Here is a 16111-nt window from a genome sequence, read left to right on the forward strand (position 1 = left end):
TTTGCCCTCTCACCATTAGCCAGTTAGATAGTAAAACGTTTACGTCAATGTATTTTCCCTTACTAGAGCTCAGTTAACGCTTCCTTTAGTAAATTACACGTTTCCCAAATCTTTCCTAAATATTCCATAATATTTGTCAACGTCTACTACTATGGGCTCTAGTACTATTTTAGAATCTTCCACACTCATAATTAGTTCTCTCACTTCTTTAGGTATAGTAATTCTGCCTCTGTCATCAATTGTTAATATAAACTCCTTACCCATACCTTCCCATCTAGTAACCCATGGATATAAATCTTTTCTTTAAATAGTGAAAGTGTACCATTCAAGGCTATTTCATCAGTTCCTTCTCAGCAAGGTTGTAATGTTCTTCAATTTCCTCATCCCAATATTCCTTAAAGAATTCTTTTATAACCTTCATAATTTCCTTAGACAAGTAAATGATGTCATTAATAGCTTCTTCCCTTTCGTAATAGTAGCTCGCCCCTTTATAAAGTCCATTATAAGCATACCTATGTAATTCTAACGCAACTGAAGTTAGGGAATTTACCTTATATCCAAGTTCTTCAAGCCTCTGTGAAATTCCTTTTAATCCAGTGGTAGGGGCAAGGAATCCAGACTTATAATACCACTCCTTCTCTTTTTCGTTTCTAGGCATTTTCTCAAGGTTTATGACTGTTAATGCACTTATTATTGCCTTCCAAGACTGAAATACTTTATTAGCGGAGTTCCTGCTAAACCCTTCCTTTAGTAATTTTAATCCTAAAGCTAGTTCATCTAGGCTTTCTATTATCCTTATCTTTACGTAAGCATCTCTGTGTTTCTCTATGGCGGGTATTTTTGACTCCATTAATCTATCATTAACTATAGAGCTAAAAAGCTTGAGAAGTTGTTCAAATTAACGTTCTTGCGAAAGATCTAGATAATGGAGGTTAAGGGGATGGATGGCTCCTAATGGGAAGGTTCAACTGGAAAACGAAGTACTACCTATAGTGAACTCAGATTCTAACCTAAGAACTATTTTTTCTAGTTCGCGAATGTATTTATCTTTCTCATCTTTTGGTGCTTTAACTATTTTTTCCATTACTTCTGCTGCTTTGTTGGCAAAATTATTTTGCATATATGTGCCAAATCTTCTTATATCCTCCACTGTTCTTATTTCTTGTACTCCTATTTTTCCAGCCGCTTCTTTCATTAATTTTCTTACATCAAGATATGTGAAGTATACCTTATTTTCTTCAGCTATATACGCTGCCACACTTGTGTATTTTATTTCCACATCTAGAGTCTCTTTTACGCTCATATACGAAAATATAGTGGGGGCAAGGTCTTGTGGTGAGAATGTACTATCTATCTTTTTCATAGCTATTATCTCATCTTCTGTTAGATCCCCGTAGAGTTTTTTCAGTGAAGAAGTAGAGGTTGGGCGTGTATGAAATTCAAGTATAATTTCACTGACCTTCCCCCTATACTTATCATATTCAGTTATTCGGTTATAGAGTTCTTCATATAACGGTTCAGCTTTTACTCGACCTTCTTCACCTTTTACACATATTTCTTCAATACCCTTGCTGTATTTGACGTAAAAAAATATGCATCTAATTTCTCTGTTTTCCTTTTCCGATTCTATTGCGTAGTTTATAATTTTCTGTTTAATCTCCATAAGTGCGTAGTTTAGATCTGGTGGTAATGATGTTGGAAACATTAAACCATCAAGTACTTTGCTACATTCGAATTAAAAAACATTTCACTTAGCTTCTAATACTTCCGGTATGCCTTCCTGGTCTAGCTTGGCTTGGAATTATCCTTTTGATATTTTTCTCAGTGATGCATTGTCGCTATGGATCATTTCTTCAATTTTTGTGCTAATAGTACGTCGTCCAGTCCATCAGTAATTCTCTATGACTATTTTTGTACATTAGATGAGTTTAAGTTCTCAGAGTGCTATTCACATAAGCCTTTACTGGAATTGAGGACACTAAAGAATTGGAATATGACGTAAGGTTAATTGGAGAATCTTCAATTAACGTGTTCTTAAAGATTTATTGTTATACTATTTATTTTTTAAGCCTCCCACTTAAAATGAGAGTATGGAGTGTGCAGTAATTCCGATAAACCGTTCAGACTTCACGTTTGAAAGTGCTTTTTCATCAGTAGTTAGGACTTACGAGTTAGTTAGGTATAAGAAGTTACTAATCTTATATGCCGATTTTAACGATGTGCACTTGAGAAAACTAGAGAGGCTTTTTGAAGAGTTTAAGTCCCACGGCGTAGAAGTTGTGAAGGAAAAGCTGGGCGTCATGAAATTCGATGAATTTAAGAAAATGATAGAAGATGAGACGGGGGGCTGTGATAAGGTATTTCTAGTCCCTACTTCTGGGGCCAACATAATAGCTGTTTATTTAACTTTATTACACTCAAGTGATAGTAATAAATACCCCTTAATCAACTACTTGTTTGCCTTTGGTCCTTGGATAAGGTACTACTATCCCTTTGTTCCAAGAAGTTTGGAGAAGGCGTTATTAATAGGACATTCTCAGCTACATGGGGTTAACCTCGACTTAAACCTTGAAGACTACGTGGAGAGGGATCTAGAGTTTACTGCACTTATACAGCTTACTGCTTATGAGCTGAATAAGTTTAACCTAGAGGAGACAAACATCTCACTAAGGGTTAATGGGAAGGAAATCCTAAACACTTCTAACGTAGACTACGATAAAGCTAAAAAGTATCTTGCCTTTGCAATCCAAGATTCTAATATTAGGGAAAGCGTATTTAAACTTGCAGGGGCTTATAAGATCCTCGTCGATGGGGAAGAAATAGAGAAGGTTGCGTATGGGAGGCCGTTGTTAATAGACACTAATCTTATCTATTTTGGGATACATACTCACGAGATAAGGGACTTAGTAATTCCATACTGCGTTCATAACGAAGTCTTAATGACTGTGAACAGGAAAGACGGAGAGGAGACTTTCAGTGATGCCGTCTTTCTAGTTTATGATACCTTAAGGGCTAAGAGTAGGATGTTGCCAAGCGAGTCGACGATTTGTGACATTGCGATACCTAAGATAGAGGCTGACCTGATTAAGAACTACCTAGTAGTTACCGCAGATAAAAGGGCTTACGATAGGTGGAAGAGGTTAGCGATATCAGAATATGCGGAAGTGAAACTTGCAAGCGTTAGAGAAGAGAGGACTTCTTATGCAGAGGTTACGAGTGTTATATTTAACCTAGCCTCAATACTTCATTTTATGAAGTTTAAGGACGTGGAGGTGTGCATGGATAACAAGTGCGTTAAAGTTGATGAAGTTGCCAAGAAGTTACAAAGGTAGTGACAATCTGCACGCAGGTAGCGTAACTTCTTGAGGGATCATACACCCTCCGAGGGAAAAATCACTACCCTAATGAGCAATTGGGAGATCATTAGTAAAAAATACGGTGTAATACTGTATAAACATAACTATTCAAAAAGGCATTTAGATGATTAAAAATAACGAGAAAGTGTTACAGTCTTAACTTAACGTAGCTAGGCTTAGGGATATAAAAGTAATTTAGTACCATGCTCCGGTTGTTCTATTATAATCCTCTGGGGTTCAAATATTATTAAACCTGATCTTCTATTATTAGTTATTCTAGTGTGTCCAACAATTTAAATTATTTGAAACTTATTCATAAATCAACATCAGATAGACATTATCTCTTAATAAAAATATTATCAAGTTAACAAAAATTCCACTCACGTTAGGAAAGTTTTACTCATTTATTTTGTAAATAGTGATTTAACAAAATAGTTGGACACACTCAATTCTTCCTTTATAAACTTCTTACTTTCCTCTTTCCCAACCCATTTTATATATCTCTTAGGAAAGAAACTATTAAATACCGTTATGCTGATCGGATAAAAGAGATTCAGTTATCTCGTGTGCTATACTCCTTTATCAGCTAAATATCCAGAACCCCCTGCATGATCTAAATGTGTGTGGTAAATTATTGCATTCTTAGGGGGTTAGCTCTAATTTATCTGAGGTGTCCAAAAGGTAACTATTTTTCTCTATATATAGTAGATTAAGATCTACATCGTGATAATCAGTTGCTATCAGTTTAACTCCTTTATCGATCTCCTTTAAATCGAACATGAATTACCTTATTTAACTTTAAAAAATAATATATGTTAGAGAATGTTTTATACATTATTAGTTTATATACTCATGTAATACCAAACTACTATATATGTAAGAGATAAAATTAATAATCTGATTAACGGCTTATTAAACGATGAAAAAATTCCTAGAATGCGTATAGCCGAAATATTGGTAGAAAGCTCTCCTACACCGTTCTGGGATATTTTAAAACAGATAGGAGTTGATGAGGCTACTGGTATATTACCTAGATGGTATCCAGATTGGAGACAATGGAGATCTGATAACCCTTGGGATTATAGTTCATTATCTAATTATAAAAGGATGATTGAGGAAGCTGGATTTAAGTTAACAGTTATTGAGGACAATCCACCCATGGATAAGATAATATATGGCTTACCAGGTAAGGAAGAACAGTTAGAAAATGTAGCTAAATTAATTGAAAACATGGGGAAGCTAAAGATTCCAATATGGTGCTATAATTGGATGCCTGACGGCTGGCTTAGGACTAGGACTGCCTTAAGGGGTAGAGGAGGAGCATTAACATCTGGTTTTGATGAAGAGGATTTAAAGGAGGCACCTCCACCAAAATTAGGGAAAATTGATAAGGCCACACTCTGGAAGAACTTAAGGGAATTCCTTAAATTTATTCTTCCAATAGCTGAGGACGCTAATGTAAAATTGGCAATTCACCCAGACGATCCACCATTAGATGAGGTCAGAGGCGTTGCCAGGATAATGAATACTGTAGAGGCTTTTGATAAGTTAATAGAGGAATTCCCAAGCGAGTATAATGGTATAACATTTGACCACTCAATCTTCTCCTTAATGACTAACGATTTAGTATCAGTAGTTAGACATTTCTTAGAAAAGAAGAGAATATTCTTCGTCCATTTCAGAGAGGTTATAGGGAATAAAAGTAAATTTGAGGAAGTGTTTATTGACGAAGGTATGACAAGGCAATTTGAGGAAATGAGGGAATATATAAAACATGGATTTTACGGACCCTTTAGAGTAGATCACACCCCTACGCTATTAGGAGATACTATGCAGTTATCCGTACCTGGATATTCCGTGCTGGGTAGAATTCATGCAATAGGTTACCTTCAAGGGCTATTTAGGGCTGCTGCTGAAAGCTTAGGCTATTATCAATAGATAATATAATGAATAATATTATCTTTTATTATTGTATTTCTTAATAAATAATAATTTAATATAACTCTGGAAATTTAATCCTTCATTAACTTATCAAGTGTGTAAATCTAGATAATTTTATATTTAATTTTAATATGGTATTATACTAATCCCTAAAACGATAAGAGAAGAGATCGGAATTAATAAGGATGATATCGTAACGATTAGAATTGAGGGGCTAAATCCTTTTTCATGTTAATAGAAATCTTTTTATATTTGATAATAAATTTTCAATAAATACTCACATCAATGTATATAGAGATGTTAGCCCCATGCCGTTGGAGTCCTAGATTGAGGGTGACACTCAATCATGAAAAAGTGTAGGGACAAACGGTAGAAATTATCTGGTAAATATATTTTGTAAAAATGAGAAGAAAGAGTAAAGTGTAAACTTATACTCTCTGTTTATCCTACCTTTAAGCTCAGATGTTATCAGAGCTGAAAGTTAATGAATAAAACTATAAATGAGAAAAATTCGAAAACTTGTACATTTTTCGAATTATATTAGTGATTCCGTTAAGTTTTTAGCTTTATAATGGTAGTGATTCGATACCAGAAGAGCTAATGCAAAAATATTAACGTTGAGCTTTTTATTTGGCAGCTTTAAGTGCAATTAGGGTTAGGTTTAACTCCTCTTTACAACTATTATGAAAATATTAATGTCTTGTAATTTTAAATCTTGACGGGCTTGATCACTAAAAATTTAATTAAATACTAATCATTAAATAATTTATTTGCTAGCTGATCACTTATATTTCCTCCAGTTATCATTAAAACAACTTTCTTCTTACTGGAAAATTTTAGTTTCATTGCAGCAGCTAATGATGCTGCACCAGCAGGTTCTGCAATTATTCTCTCTTTTTTAAATAATAGTTTTACAGCATTAATTATTTCTTCGTCACTTACTAATATTACATCATCAATTCTCTTATTTAAAATAGTAAAGGCTAACTCATAAGTTCTTCCAGTAGCTATTCCCTCAGCTATTGTGTTGGCTATTCCAGTACTAATTATCTTTCCTTGCTTAAGTGATTGATATACACTAGAAGCACCTTCTGCTTGAACACATATTACTTCTATTTTTGGATCAGCTGATTTATACACAATTACAGCACTACCTGCACCAGATCCCCCACCTATTGGGTTAATAACTAAGTCCACATCTGGTAGATCTTCTAAAACTTCCAAATGCATAGTACCAACTCCTTCATATAATAAAGACTCATTTACACTATGCACGAAATCTAAACCTTCTTTCTCAGCCAAATTCTTAGCATATCCTAAACTTTCATCAAATATTTTGCCATAAAATACTACCTCACCACCTAATTCTTTCACTGCCTCTATTTTATTTGTAGGAACTCCTTGAGGCATTACTATCACTGCCTTTTTGCCTACTAAATTTGCAGCATAAGCTGTTGCTTGAGCGAAATTTCCAGTAGAGGCTACTACTATACCCTTCTTAACCTCTTTAACATTAACGTAATAGACCATTCCCCTAACCTTAAAAGCCTTAGTAGGTAAAGTATTTTCGAGCTTAAGATAGACATCACAACCCAGTAAGGATGACAGAGATTTAGAATAAACTAGTGGCGTCTTATAAAGAAATCTAGAAATAACCTTTCTTGCTTTAATTACATCCCTTAAAGTTGGTATTCTTAACATGATTTAAGATGTTAGGTATATGCTTAAAACATTTAATATTATGTGTTAAAAAATGTTAATTAATGAGTTTAATTTTCTTTATGAATTATTTAACTTATATCATATTAAGATTCTATATCCTATGTTTTAAACTAAGGGTGGTTTTCTGGACCACCCGACTGCCCACCAGATGAGGGATGCCAACAGTTTCCAACAAACCATGAAGTTTAAGTACTTTGCGTAATTATATTATTAAGGATACGTTATGCAGGTTATAGAATATCCGATATCAACATATCTACCCAGAGACGTAGTTTACTTTGACGGAACCTCCGCTACGTTACCTCAGGATTATGTAATAAAGGAAGGTAATTTAAGACTATTTGTTCCAAAAAACAAGATTAATGATGTAGTTAATGCTTTAAAGAGTGAAGGGTTTAAAGAGGAAAAGCTGGAATTTTACAAGGGTGAGAAATACTCTTTATCGACAAAGTTTTTCAACATCTGGGAACTTCACGTCAGAATATATGATGATGGCTTTATTGACGGTCATTTTGAAGTCAGTAGGGACTATCTTGAACACTTGCCGTATGACACAATCCCTTCAATTTATGAAGTATTTGAATTCTACAGAACAGCTTATGATAAATTACACATCTTTGACAACGGTGCTAAGAAATGGATTAAAGAAGTGAAGACGCACTACTTTGTAACCTTAAACCCACCAAAATCAATAACAGCTTGGCAGCCAATAATAGTTAGTGTAGGAGCTTTAAGCGCAATTGGAATCTTAGCTTATCTTCTATCGAGACTAGATAAAGGTGAAGAGTTAGTTGAAACCTAAGATAGTGAAAGTTGATCCGAAAGTAGTGGAAGATGTCCTTAAGGAAGAAGAGGAGGCTGAAAGGAGAAAAGAAGAGGAAATATTTAATGATAGTTGACACTGGGGTTATAATAGAGTGTATAAATGAGGCGGGGAAATATCATGAAAAGGTTAAGAAGTTAATTGAAAGCAATACTTCACTTTTCGTCACACCAATTACTTTAAGTGAAGTGATTTACGTAAGTTATAGGGTTTATAGAGCGGCAGGGTTAAACGATGCTAACGATTATGCTAAGGAATTTGTTGAATGGTTATTAAATAAACTTAAAGTAACGGAGATTAACCACGAAATAGTGATAAAAGCGGGAGAAATTAAGAAAAAGTATGGAATAGCTTTACCAGACTGTTACGTAATAGCTACTGCAGATTACTTGAAAGATAAGGCCCTTTTTAAGAAGGAAAAAGAAATCGTACAAGCTTTAGATAGGATTAGAAAGGAACTAGGAGATATTATCAGTTTTATTGACAAATAAACGACAAACCTCGCCCATTCTAGGGGCGGGGTAAAGCTATTTAAACTTCAGCAATAACGATTAGTTATGCCACCCTCCTCTGGTCAACTTTATGAGGAGCGGGAGCCGAGTTCTACTCCCGCAATGCCGGAGGAGGGTGTCTACGAAGTTAAATTCTCAAATCGAAGAACCAATGTAGTACGTCTTCTTCCAAATGGTTTTCAGGAAAGAAAGTTGAGAAAATTAGCAAACCTCTCTGCAAAGCTCTTCAACGAAGTTAACTATGAAAGAAGACAACAGTTCTTTCACGAAGGGAAAGTAGACTTTAAGGGAACGTGGAACAAGTACTACGAGAAATACAAGGACAAGTTAGGCGTTAATGCTCAAGCTATTCTTCAGAAGAACAACGAGGATTGGTCGTCATTCTTCTCCTTGTTGAAGCTGAAGAAGGAGGGAAAACTACCGCATATAAACCACGTTAGTCCGCCTAGATACTGGAAGGACAGAGAGACGAAGAAGGGGAAGCTAATACTAGTTGTTAGACAAGATCGATATGAAGTAGAAAACCACAAATTAATCCTCAAGGATTTCGACATGGAAATAGACTTTGTCGGTAGATTGCGGAGCCTAACCCGAATCCCATTGAGACTACTCCAGTAGCGAATCCCATTCTATCCCTAAACCATTTCATGGCTAAGTTTGCAGCTATCCCATAGAGTATCCCCTCTCCTATGCTCCACGTTATGTAGAAAACGTAAATATTAGGGGATAGGTAAGTTCCTAAAAACCGATTGCAGATAAAATAGAGGAAATTGTTCCTATTGTTCTTGGACCAAATTTATCCGCAAAATGACCTCCTATGGGTTGGAAGGCTGAAGAAAATATACTAAATAGTGTAAAGCCTAATGCTATCTGAACTAAAGTTACGTCAAAACCCGATTTAAGTAGAGGTTCTAACGCGTTCCACGAGTATTGATATAGCGAGTTAAAGCACATTACTATGAAGCCTATTATGATTAACTTATTCCTATTCATAAGGTAGATTTTAAGTAGTTAATTAAAAAACTTAATACTTATTGTCTCTTTACAACATATCTACTTAAAATAACAAAAATGAAACCGAAAACTATAATACCGAAACTCCAAAGCAAGGATTCTATGTTGCCTGCAAATGAGTAATATAAAGCTTGTGAAACATAAGTGGTTGGTTCAAGGAATGTAATATATCTATAAGGCAGTGGTATGAAGGTTATTGGAAAATATACTGGTGCAAAGAAAGATAGGACAAATCCTATTATTACCGAATATTGATTAGCTGCATACATATTTTTTATTCCCAGGCCTAATGTCATTCCCATCATTGAGCCCATGAATATTGAAGATATTAAGGCTACTATTAAATATGGTATCGATTTTATTTCAACATGAAGTAAGTATTCTCCTAAGATTAGAATTATTGGAATCATTATTAGGGTTGCAAGTCCATTACTTAATGCGATACTTATAGCGTATAGCTCTCTAGGAATCCCAGTTGCTACCATTAACGAGAATCTACCAGCATTTCTCTCAAAAGCTAACGATTGAGCTACTGATGTTAAAACTCCAACTGAAATATAAAATGTTATAGTTCCAGCAACTATATAAGGAGTTAATGAGTGGATTGAAATATAGCCGAATACCAGCATGAAACCTATTGGGAAGAGGATTGAGAAGAAAAGGAAAACTGGCAAATATGCCTTAATCATTTTTATTTGCATTATTATTAGGTTAACGAATTCAGTCAGCATTTCTAATCACTTGAAGGTAGATCTCTTCTAAACTTGGCATTCTGACCTCAAATTTCCCGTTTAAGTTCATTATTAATCTTTTCAATTCTTCCTCACCTTTTACTTTATATACCTTACCGTTGGCATAGTCTATGACTTCATACCAGTCTGCGAATTTCTCTTTTATTTCTGCAGGTTTCCCTTCAACTATTATTCTTCTACTTAAAAAATATATCCTATCTGCCAACCGCTCAGCTTCATCTAAATAATGTGTGGTTAATAGCATACTTCTACCCTCTCTTTTCATGTCTATTAATATTTCCCATACTTCTCTTCTTGCCTCCGGATCTAAACCCGTAGTAGGCTCATCTAAGATCAAGAGTTTCGGGTCATTTATTAAGGCCATTGCAATTAGCACTCTTCTTTTAAGCCCCCCAGATAAATCCCGCGCTAAAGTATTTCTCTTACTCGATAAATCTAATCTCTTTAATAGTTCTTCTCCCCTATTTTTTATAACCTCTTTAGATACTCCTTTTAATCTTCCCATATAATAAATGTTATCCCATACTGTAAGATCTCCGTACGGTTCACATTCTTGAGGAATAACCCCTAATAATTTCTTTATTTGTCTGTCTGTAGGCTTCTTTCCTAAAACCTTTATCTCTCCCTTATTTGGGGATAACTCTCCATAAATCTGTTTTACTAGTGTTGTCTTTCCAGCACCATTAGGACCTAGAAGGGCTACTATTTCTCCTTCATTGACTGTCATGGAAATATCCTCATTTGCAACTAATTTTCCGTACATCTTCCAAACGTTTTTGACTTCAATCACATTCATATGTATTCCTATTAATTCCATGGCTTTTTTAAATTTTTTGTAAAGTAGCGTTCACAAAATGTTAATAGAGTAGATCGGTTCAATGTGCTGAATAAAAATTCTTTGCTAAATATTTGTATAAGATTATTAACTACTAAAATATTAATATATTTTTGCAAATAAATTGTTATTATAAAAAGCTTATAATGTATGCTCTCATTATATTTTATGATAAGGATAGATTTACCTCAAGACGAAATACCAACAGAATGGTATAATATTTTACCAGATTTACCAGAGGAATTACCTCCACCTATGGATCCTACTGGAAAAGCTTTTGATTTGCTTAAAAAAGTCTTGCCTAGTAAGGTCCTTGAATTAGAATTTAGTAAAGAAAGATATATAAAAATTCCAGAAGAGGTCCTAGATAGATATTTACAAGTCGGAAGACCTACTCCCATAATTAGGGCTAAAAAATTAGAGGAATATCTAGGAAATTCTGTGAAAATTTTCTTAAAAATGGAAAGTTATACTTATACTGGATCTCATAAGATTAACAGCGCTTTAGCCCACGTTTATTATGCAACTTTAGATAACGCTAAGTTCGTTACTACTGAAACTGGTGCAGGTCAATGGGGTTCTGCTGTAGCATTAGCTTCTGCACTATTTAAAATAAAGGCTCATATATTCATGGTTAGAACTAGTTACTTTGCAAAACCATATAGAAAATATATGATGCAAATGTATGGTGCTGAAGTGCATCCATCTCCTTCAGATTTAACGGATTTTGGGAGGGAATTACTATCAAGAGACCCTAATCATCCAGGCTCTTTAGGGATAGCGATTAGTGAGGCTGTAAAATATGCTGAAGAACACGGTGGAAAATACGTGGTAGGCAGTGTTGTAAACTCAGATATAATGTTTAAAACTATAGCGGGTATGGAGGCAATGAGGCAAATGGAAATAGCAGGGGAGGATCCAGACTATATTATAGGAGTAGTAGGAGGTGGTTCAAATTACGCCGCTTTGGCTTATCCATTTTTAGGAGAAGAGCTAAGAAAAGGAAAGATTAGAAGAAAATATATAGCCAGCGGTTCCTTAGAAGTCCCTAAGATGACTAAAGGAGTTTATAAATATGATTATCCAGACACTGCTAAATTACTACCTATGCTTAAGATGTACACTATTGGCTCAGACTTCATTCCCCCACCAGTTTATGCTGGAGGTTTAAGATATCATGCGGTTGCCCCTACTCTTAGTTTCTATTGATGAGCAAAGGAATAGTTGAAGCGAGGGATTACTCTCAAGAAGAAGCATTTAAATGGGCAAAGCTATTTTCAGAAATCGAGGGCTATATTCCAGCTCCAGAAACCTCTCACGCATTACCTATAATAAAGGAGATAGCGGACGAGGCTAAGAAGAGCGGAGAAAAGAAGACTATACTGGTGAGTTTCTCTGGTCATGGTCTCTTAGATTTAGGGAATTATGCCTCAGTATTATTTAAAGAGTAGTCTAACTTTATTTATTTTTGTGAAAAGTTCTCCAACCTTTTAATATGTAGTAGTTTATTATTAACACTAATTCGATGATACTCTTTCTCTCTCATTTCCCAGCTTTCCTTATTTTTGTTTCCCACTATTTTAGGTTTTATAGGCAGAGTGTTTACCCGTGGCGTAACTTATCCTTGCTTCTAATTTAGCAACGGCTTAAGGGATCATACACAGTCGCCCTCTGAGGGAAACAACACTACCCTCCCAACTGGTTTTATCACTCCCAAGTGAGCAGTCATCAGTTGGGAGATCATTAGTAAAAATACAGTGTAATACTATATAAATTAACTATTCAAAAACGGTATTTAGGAAATGATTTAAAACAACGAGTAGTTTCGTAAAAGTGTTACAATCTTAGGCAGTATCGTATTTGGATACTAGGGGATAAGATAAGCAGGAAGTTTTTTTTTAACTGCGTTAACTTTTCTAGTAATCTCAGTCCTATTAATAAATCTTTTACAAAATGGGGATTAAGGGTGGAAAGCCTCGCCAATGGATAGCCCCTTATAGATTTAAAAACTTGTCCAACTAGGCGACGTTAATGACGCTCCTCCCCAGCTCAAGTATGAGCAACCAGCAATAAGGGACTAGGTGAATAAAAGTCCTCACTCTTCCAATGCTCTGAGCCACCCGAATCGATGAACCCCCTTGGAAGGGAAACCCTTCAGGAGAAAGTCAGATCTCTAAAAAGTGATGACTCCTCCTCTCACGTTCTGCACCGACATAATGCAACTCCCTCTCTGCGTCTATTTCCCTAATAGTCAACTTGAGTGGCTGATCAACCTTGATTTTTACTTCACCGTGTTCTGGATGACTTACAGTCACGTACTGGCCCCCTGGTAAATAGTATGCGTCATCCCATAAAATCAAATTAATTCGCGAGATAATGTCTAAACCTATCGGGAAGTCCTCTTGATCGTCTAACGAAGGTAAATTAACCATAACCGGTATTTGTCCAACGAAGACGCTCATACGGGTCTTGAGCTTTAATGGAAAAACGCTGTAGAAGTAAATAGAATGTGAACCATGCTCAACCTCTACGCTCTCTGGCTTCTTAACTCTCCTAATAACGTCCAACACGTCGTTGACGCTTATGTTAACTAGCGGAGAGTCGAAAACGAGCACCTTCCGGTTACCCTCGTCGACTCTCCTTTTTACAGTGTTGTTTAACAACATCTCAATGAACTTCAACTCATCCTTATCAATTGACTGCAACGCTAAAGACTTGTTGTCAACAACTTCAATGTGATTGTCCAACATTATCGACAATATATTTGATGCCTTTGTTAACGCAACCTCCTCTAGCTTCCTTTTAGTCGAGATTGCTATATCACTTATCATCTCGTCCTCGTTTCTGTAAGCCTTAAAGTCAAACACTATCTCTCCTTGAACCCTAACCCTTAGGCTGTCAAAACCAGAAGGTAGAGAGTAGTTTAACTCCCCTATGAACTTGTCAAAACCAATTGTCCTCCTCACCAGCTCATCAGTTGAGTTATCGCTTATCATCGTTCGTGGCTTAAGTACGAAGATCTTATTACCGTCAACGCCTATAACGTAGCTCTCCTCCTTACGAGGGCAAGTGACCACTACGTACTCTTTGAGGACAAAGGGGGTGCAAACGCCTTCCCTTACCCTGTCCATTAGCCCTATGAATGCCTTGTACATACCATCGTTTGAGAAACTCCTATAGTCGTAATTCAGCTTTTCCTTACCTTTAAGCACGTTGTATATTTCATTTAGCGAAGGCATTATGCAGATCTAGAAACGACATATAATATCTTTTGCCCACGTGCAGTAACTACCACTTTTCTTAAACTTTCTGTGCTAGTTATTGGTATTACCTCCGTCCGTTGACGAGAGGTAATACTTATAATATACAGGGAAGATTTACTAACATGCAAAAGCAAATCGAAAAGAAGAGGTACGTAGACGCTAAAGAGTCAGTGACGACTGTGATAGTGAGGAGAAGGTATGAGCTGGACTAAGCAGTGCTTGTTTTTTCTCCCTTATATCCACACTATTTTGAAGATCCACGTTAGTTTGCTTCGTATAGGTCTTCCAACTTCTTCACGTTTTTATCCAAACTGTCCTTTGTAAGTTATGTTACCGTCAGCCTTATCGCTATCGTTCAATTTTAACTCTATTTGCCTCTCACTCTAACTATGACTTTATGTTAATCATACTCATAACGTCTTGAGTCATTATCTGCAGCTTAACTTCGTTTATCAACTTATGGAGTTCCCTCAATATCACTTCATCTCGTCTAAAAACAAACCAACAAGTTCTGAAGGTCTTCCAAAAACTCTAAGTCCAGATCCTTGTTGTACTCCATATAATACAACCTTTCCGCATAGCCGTAAACTCTATCCCACGCCTTCCTTTAGCACATGTGCCTTAACCAGTTCGGGAATTTTTCACGAAGCCAATATAGCCTATTTCCCCTTTGTGGTCATAAAGAAAGTTGAAAGCGTTAGACCTAACCCTTCAACGGCTAATGAGTTACTTTCAGTTCTTCCTTATTTCAACACTAATTACGGGATTTCGGTTTATCTAGCACATACTTTCAGTTCTTCCTTATTTCAACACAAGAAGGACAAGTAATACAGTCCATAAACGAATCTTTCAGTTCTTCCTTATTTCAACAAAATTATTTGTGGACTGACCTGATGCCCCAATTCCTTTCAGTTCTTCCTTATTTCAACGCATTAGTAATTGTAAGGAGAATTAGCATTGCCAACTTTCAGTTCTTCCTTATTTCAACTTGATTACAAAGTATCCGATTATGTAGTAGAATTTCTTTCAGTTCTTCCTTATTTCAACATTACGTTTTCGTTCAGACAACACTGAATACAACAGCTTTCAGTTCTTCCTTATTTCAACGACAGGTCAAAATTTTTGTTTTCACAGGTAAAGGACTTTCAGTTCTTCCTTATTTCAACAGGAGTGTGATGCACTAACATTCGCAATGGAAATAATCTTTCAGTTCTTCCTTATTTCAACGACATACTACTACGTTTTCTTGTCCGAGAAAGGACTTTCAGTTCTTCCTTATTTCAACACTATTTTTTTATCTACGTATAAACAGGGTTTATCTTTCAGTTCTTCCTTATTTCAACCGACTATGAAGTGAGCGACTATACGGTGGAGTTCCTTTCAGTTCTTCCTTATTTCAACCACTAACACTGAACCCACAACCGCCCGTGGACTTCTTTCAGTTCTTCCTTATTTCAACAAAGGATTCCCTGGGTATGGTTAGGATCATTGCAACTTTCAGTTCTTCCTTATTTCAACAAATATAAGGGCTTACTGGATTTCGTTAGAAATAACTTTCAGTTCTTCCTTATTTCAACTACGATTTGTACTATATTGAAAGGGTGAGTTGAAACTTTCAGTTCTTCCTTATTTCAACTCAGAAGAATTGAACCAGACAAGGCATGGTATCTCTTTCAGTTCTTCCTTATTTCAACAAAATCAACAATCTCCATCAGATCAACAGACTCCTTTCAGTTCTTCCTTATTTCAACTGTGGTTGTGCCTTGCATAGGGGTTGAATAGAATCTTTCAGTTCTTCCTTATTTCAACCCAGACAGCTACGTTTTCGATGGAGAAGTACCAGACTTTCAGTTCTTCCTTATTTCAACGATCCAGAACTTTAATAGCTTTGCC

At 35.8% G+C, this 16111-nt stretch carries 13 protein-coding genes, 3 pseudogenes and 1 CRISPR repeat array (1 of these 17 only partly in view); of the genes and pseudogenes, 8 read left to right on the plus strand and 8 right to left on the minus strand.

The window, feature by feature from the left end; genetic code table 11:
- Nucleotides 1-93: 93 nt before the first annotated feature.
- The 3 genes from D1867_RS12025 to D1867_RS12035 all read right to left on the minus strand — a co-directional run bounded on the left by D1867_RS12025 (nucleotide 94) and on the right by D1867_RS12035 (nucleotide 1705).
- Nucleotides 94-264 (minus strand): AbrB/MazE/SpoVT family DNA-binding domain-containing protein, encoded by a 171-nt coding sequence (locus tag D1867_RS12025; protein ID WP_155862298.1) that lies wholly within the window; start codon nucleotides 262-264, stop codon nucleotides 94-96.
- Between the two features lie 67 nt (nucleotides 265-331).
- A complete protein-coding gene (locus tag D1867_RS12030) occupies nucleotides 332-850 on the minus strand; it encodes a PaREP1 family protein (protein WP_155862299.1) in 519 nt (172 codons plus the stop codon).
- Nucleotides 851-964: 114 nt separating this feature from the next.
- Nucleotides 965-1705 (minus strand): hypothetical protein, encoded by a 741-nt coding sequence (locus tag D1867_RS12035; RefSeq protein WP_155864329.1) that lies wholly within the window; start codon nucleotides 1703-1705, stop codon nucleotides 965-967.
- 385 nt (nucleotides 1706-2090) lie between these two features.
- Here D1867_RS12035 and D1867_RS12040 point away from each other — a divergent pair, with 385 nt between their 5' ends.
- The 3 genes from D1867_RS12040 to D1867_RS12800 all read left to right on the plus strand — a co-directional run bounded on the left by D1867_RS12040 (nucleotide 2091) and on the right by D1867_RS12800 (nucleotide 5532).
- The gene (locus D1867_RS12040) at nucleotides 2091-3332 is read left to right on the plus strand and encodes a hypothetical protein (RefSeq protein ID WP_155864330.1); all 1242 of its coding nucleotides are present in this window, start codon (nucleotides 2091-2093) and stop codon (nucleotides 3330-3332) included.
- Between the two features lie 960 nt (nucleotides 3333-4292).
- Complete coding sequence (locus tag D1867_RS12045) at nucleotides 4293-5294, plus strand: mannonate dehydratase (protein WP_155864331.1); 1002 nt, start codon at nucleotides 4293-4295, stop codon at nucleotides 5292-5294.
- A gap of 148 nt (nucleotides 5295-5442) precedes the next feature.
- Complete coding sequence (locus D1867_RS12800; protein WP_420809300.1) at nucleotides 5443-5532, plus strand: hypothetical protein; 90 nt, start codon at nucleotides 5443-5445, stop codon at nucleotides 5530-5532.
- A 515-nt stretch (nucleotides 5533-6047) separates the two neighbouring features.
- Here D1867_RS12800 and D1867_RS12050 read toward each other — a convergent pair.
- The gene (locus D1867_RS12050) at nucleotides 6048-6998 is read right to left on the minus strand and encodes a threonine ammonia-lyase (protein WP_155864332.1); all 951 of its coding nucleotides are present in this window, start codon (nucleotides 6996-6998) and stop codon (nucleotides 6048-6050) included.
- 244 nt (nucleotides 6999-7242) lie between these two features.
- Between D1867_RS12050 and D1867_RS12055 the strand changes: the two genes are divergently transcribed.
- The 4 genes and pseudogenes from D1867_RS12055 to D1867_RS12070 all read left to right on the plus strand — a co-directional run bounded on the left by D1867_RS12055 (nucleotide 7243) and on the right by D1867_RS12070 (nucleotide 8972).
- Nucleotides 7243-7821, plus strand: coding sequence for a hypothetical protein (locus D1867_RS12055; RefSeq protein WP_155864333.1), 579 nt, complete (start codon nucleotides 7243-7245; stop codon nucleotides 7819-7821).
- Nucleotides 7811-7918, plus strand: a pseudogene (locus tag D1867_RS12720) (AbrB/MazE/SpoVT family DNA-binding domain-containing protein); the annotation flags it as partial. The gene D1867_RS12055 and the pseudogene D1867_RS12720, both read left to right, overlap by 11 nt.
- Nucleotides 7908-8333, plus strand: coding sequence for a PIN domain-containing protein (locus D1867_RS12065; RefSeq protein WP_155864334.1), 426 nt, complete (start codon nucleotides 7908-7910; stop codon nucleotides 8331-8333). The pseudogene D1867_RS12720 and the gene D1867_RS12065, both read left to right, overlap by 11 nt.
- A gap of 66 nt (nucleotides 8334-8399) precedes the next feature.
- The gene (locus D1867_RS12070; RefSeq protein ID WP_240872286.1) at nucleotides 8400-8972 is read left to right on the plus strand and encodes a hypothetical protein; all 573 of its coding nucleotides are present in this window, start codon (nucleotides 8400-8402) and stop codon (nucleotides 8970-8972) included.
- On the opposite strand, the pseudogene D1867_RS12075 reads toward D1867_RS12070, so the two are convergent.
- From D1867_RS12075 to D1867_RS12085, 3 genes and pseudogenes are all read right to left on the minus strand, one after another.
- A pseudogene (locus tag D1867_RS12075) lies at nucleotides 8929-9347 on the minus strand (MFS transporter); the annotation flags it as partial. The gene D1867_RS12070 and the pseudogene D1867_RS12075 sit on opposite strands and share 44 nt — an antisense overlap.
- Nucleotides 9348-9385: 38 nt before the next feature.
- A complete protein-coding gene (locus tag D1867_RS12080; protein ID WP_155864335.1) occupies nucleotides 9386-10099 on the minus strand; it encodes an ABC transporter permease in 714 nt (237 codons plus the stop codon).
- The gene (locus D1867_RS12085) at nucleotides 10089-10916 is read right to left on the minus strand and encodes an ABC transporter ATP-binding protein (RefSeq protein ID WP_155864336.1); all 828 of its coding nucleotides are present in this window, start codon (nucleotides 10914-10916) and stop codon (nucleotides 10089-10091) included. Before D1867_RS12085 ends, D1867_RS12080 begins: the two co-directional genes overlap by 11 nt.
- Nucleotides 10917-11123: 207 nt before the next feature.
- Between D1867_RS12085 and D1867_RS12090 the strand changes: the two are divergent.
- A pseudogene (locus D1867_RS12090) lies at nucleotides 11124-12406 on the plus strand (TrpB-like pyridoxal phosphate-dependent enzyme).
- A gap of 714 nt (nucleotides 12407-13120) precedes the next feature.
- Here D1867_RS12090 and D1867_RS12095 read toward each other — a convergent pair.
- Nucleotides 13121-14194, minus strand: coding sequence for a hypothetical protein (locus tag D1867_RS12095; RefSeq protein ID WP_155864337.1), 1074 nt, complete (start codon nucleotides 14192-14194; stop codon nucleotides 13121-13123).
- Nucleotides 14195-14947: 753 nt separating this feature from the next.
- A CRISPR array of direct repeats spans nucleotides 14948-16111; the repeat unit is 24 nt; unit sequence CTTTCAGTTCTTCCTTATTTCAAC; it runs 2023 nt beyond the window's last position.

The organism is Acidianus infernus, assembly GCF_009729545.1.
GTDB lineage: Archaea > Thermoproteota > Thermoprotei_A > Sulfolobales > Sulfolobaceae > Acidianus > Acidianus infernus.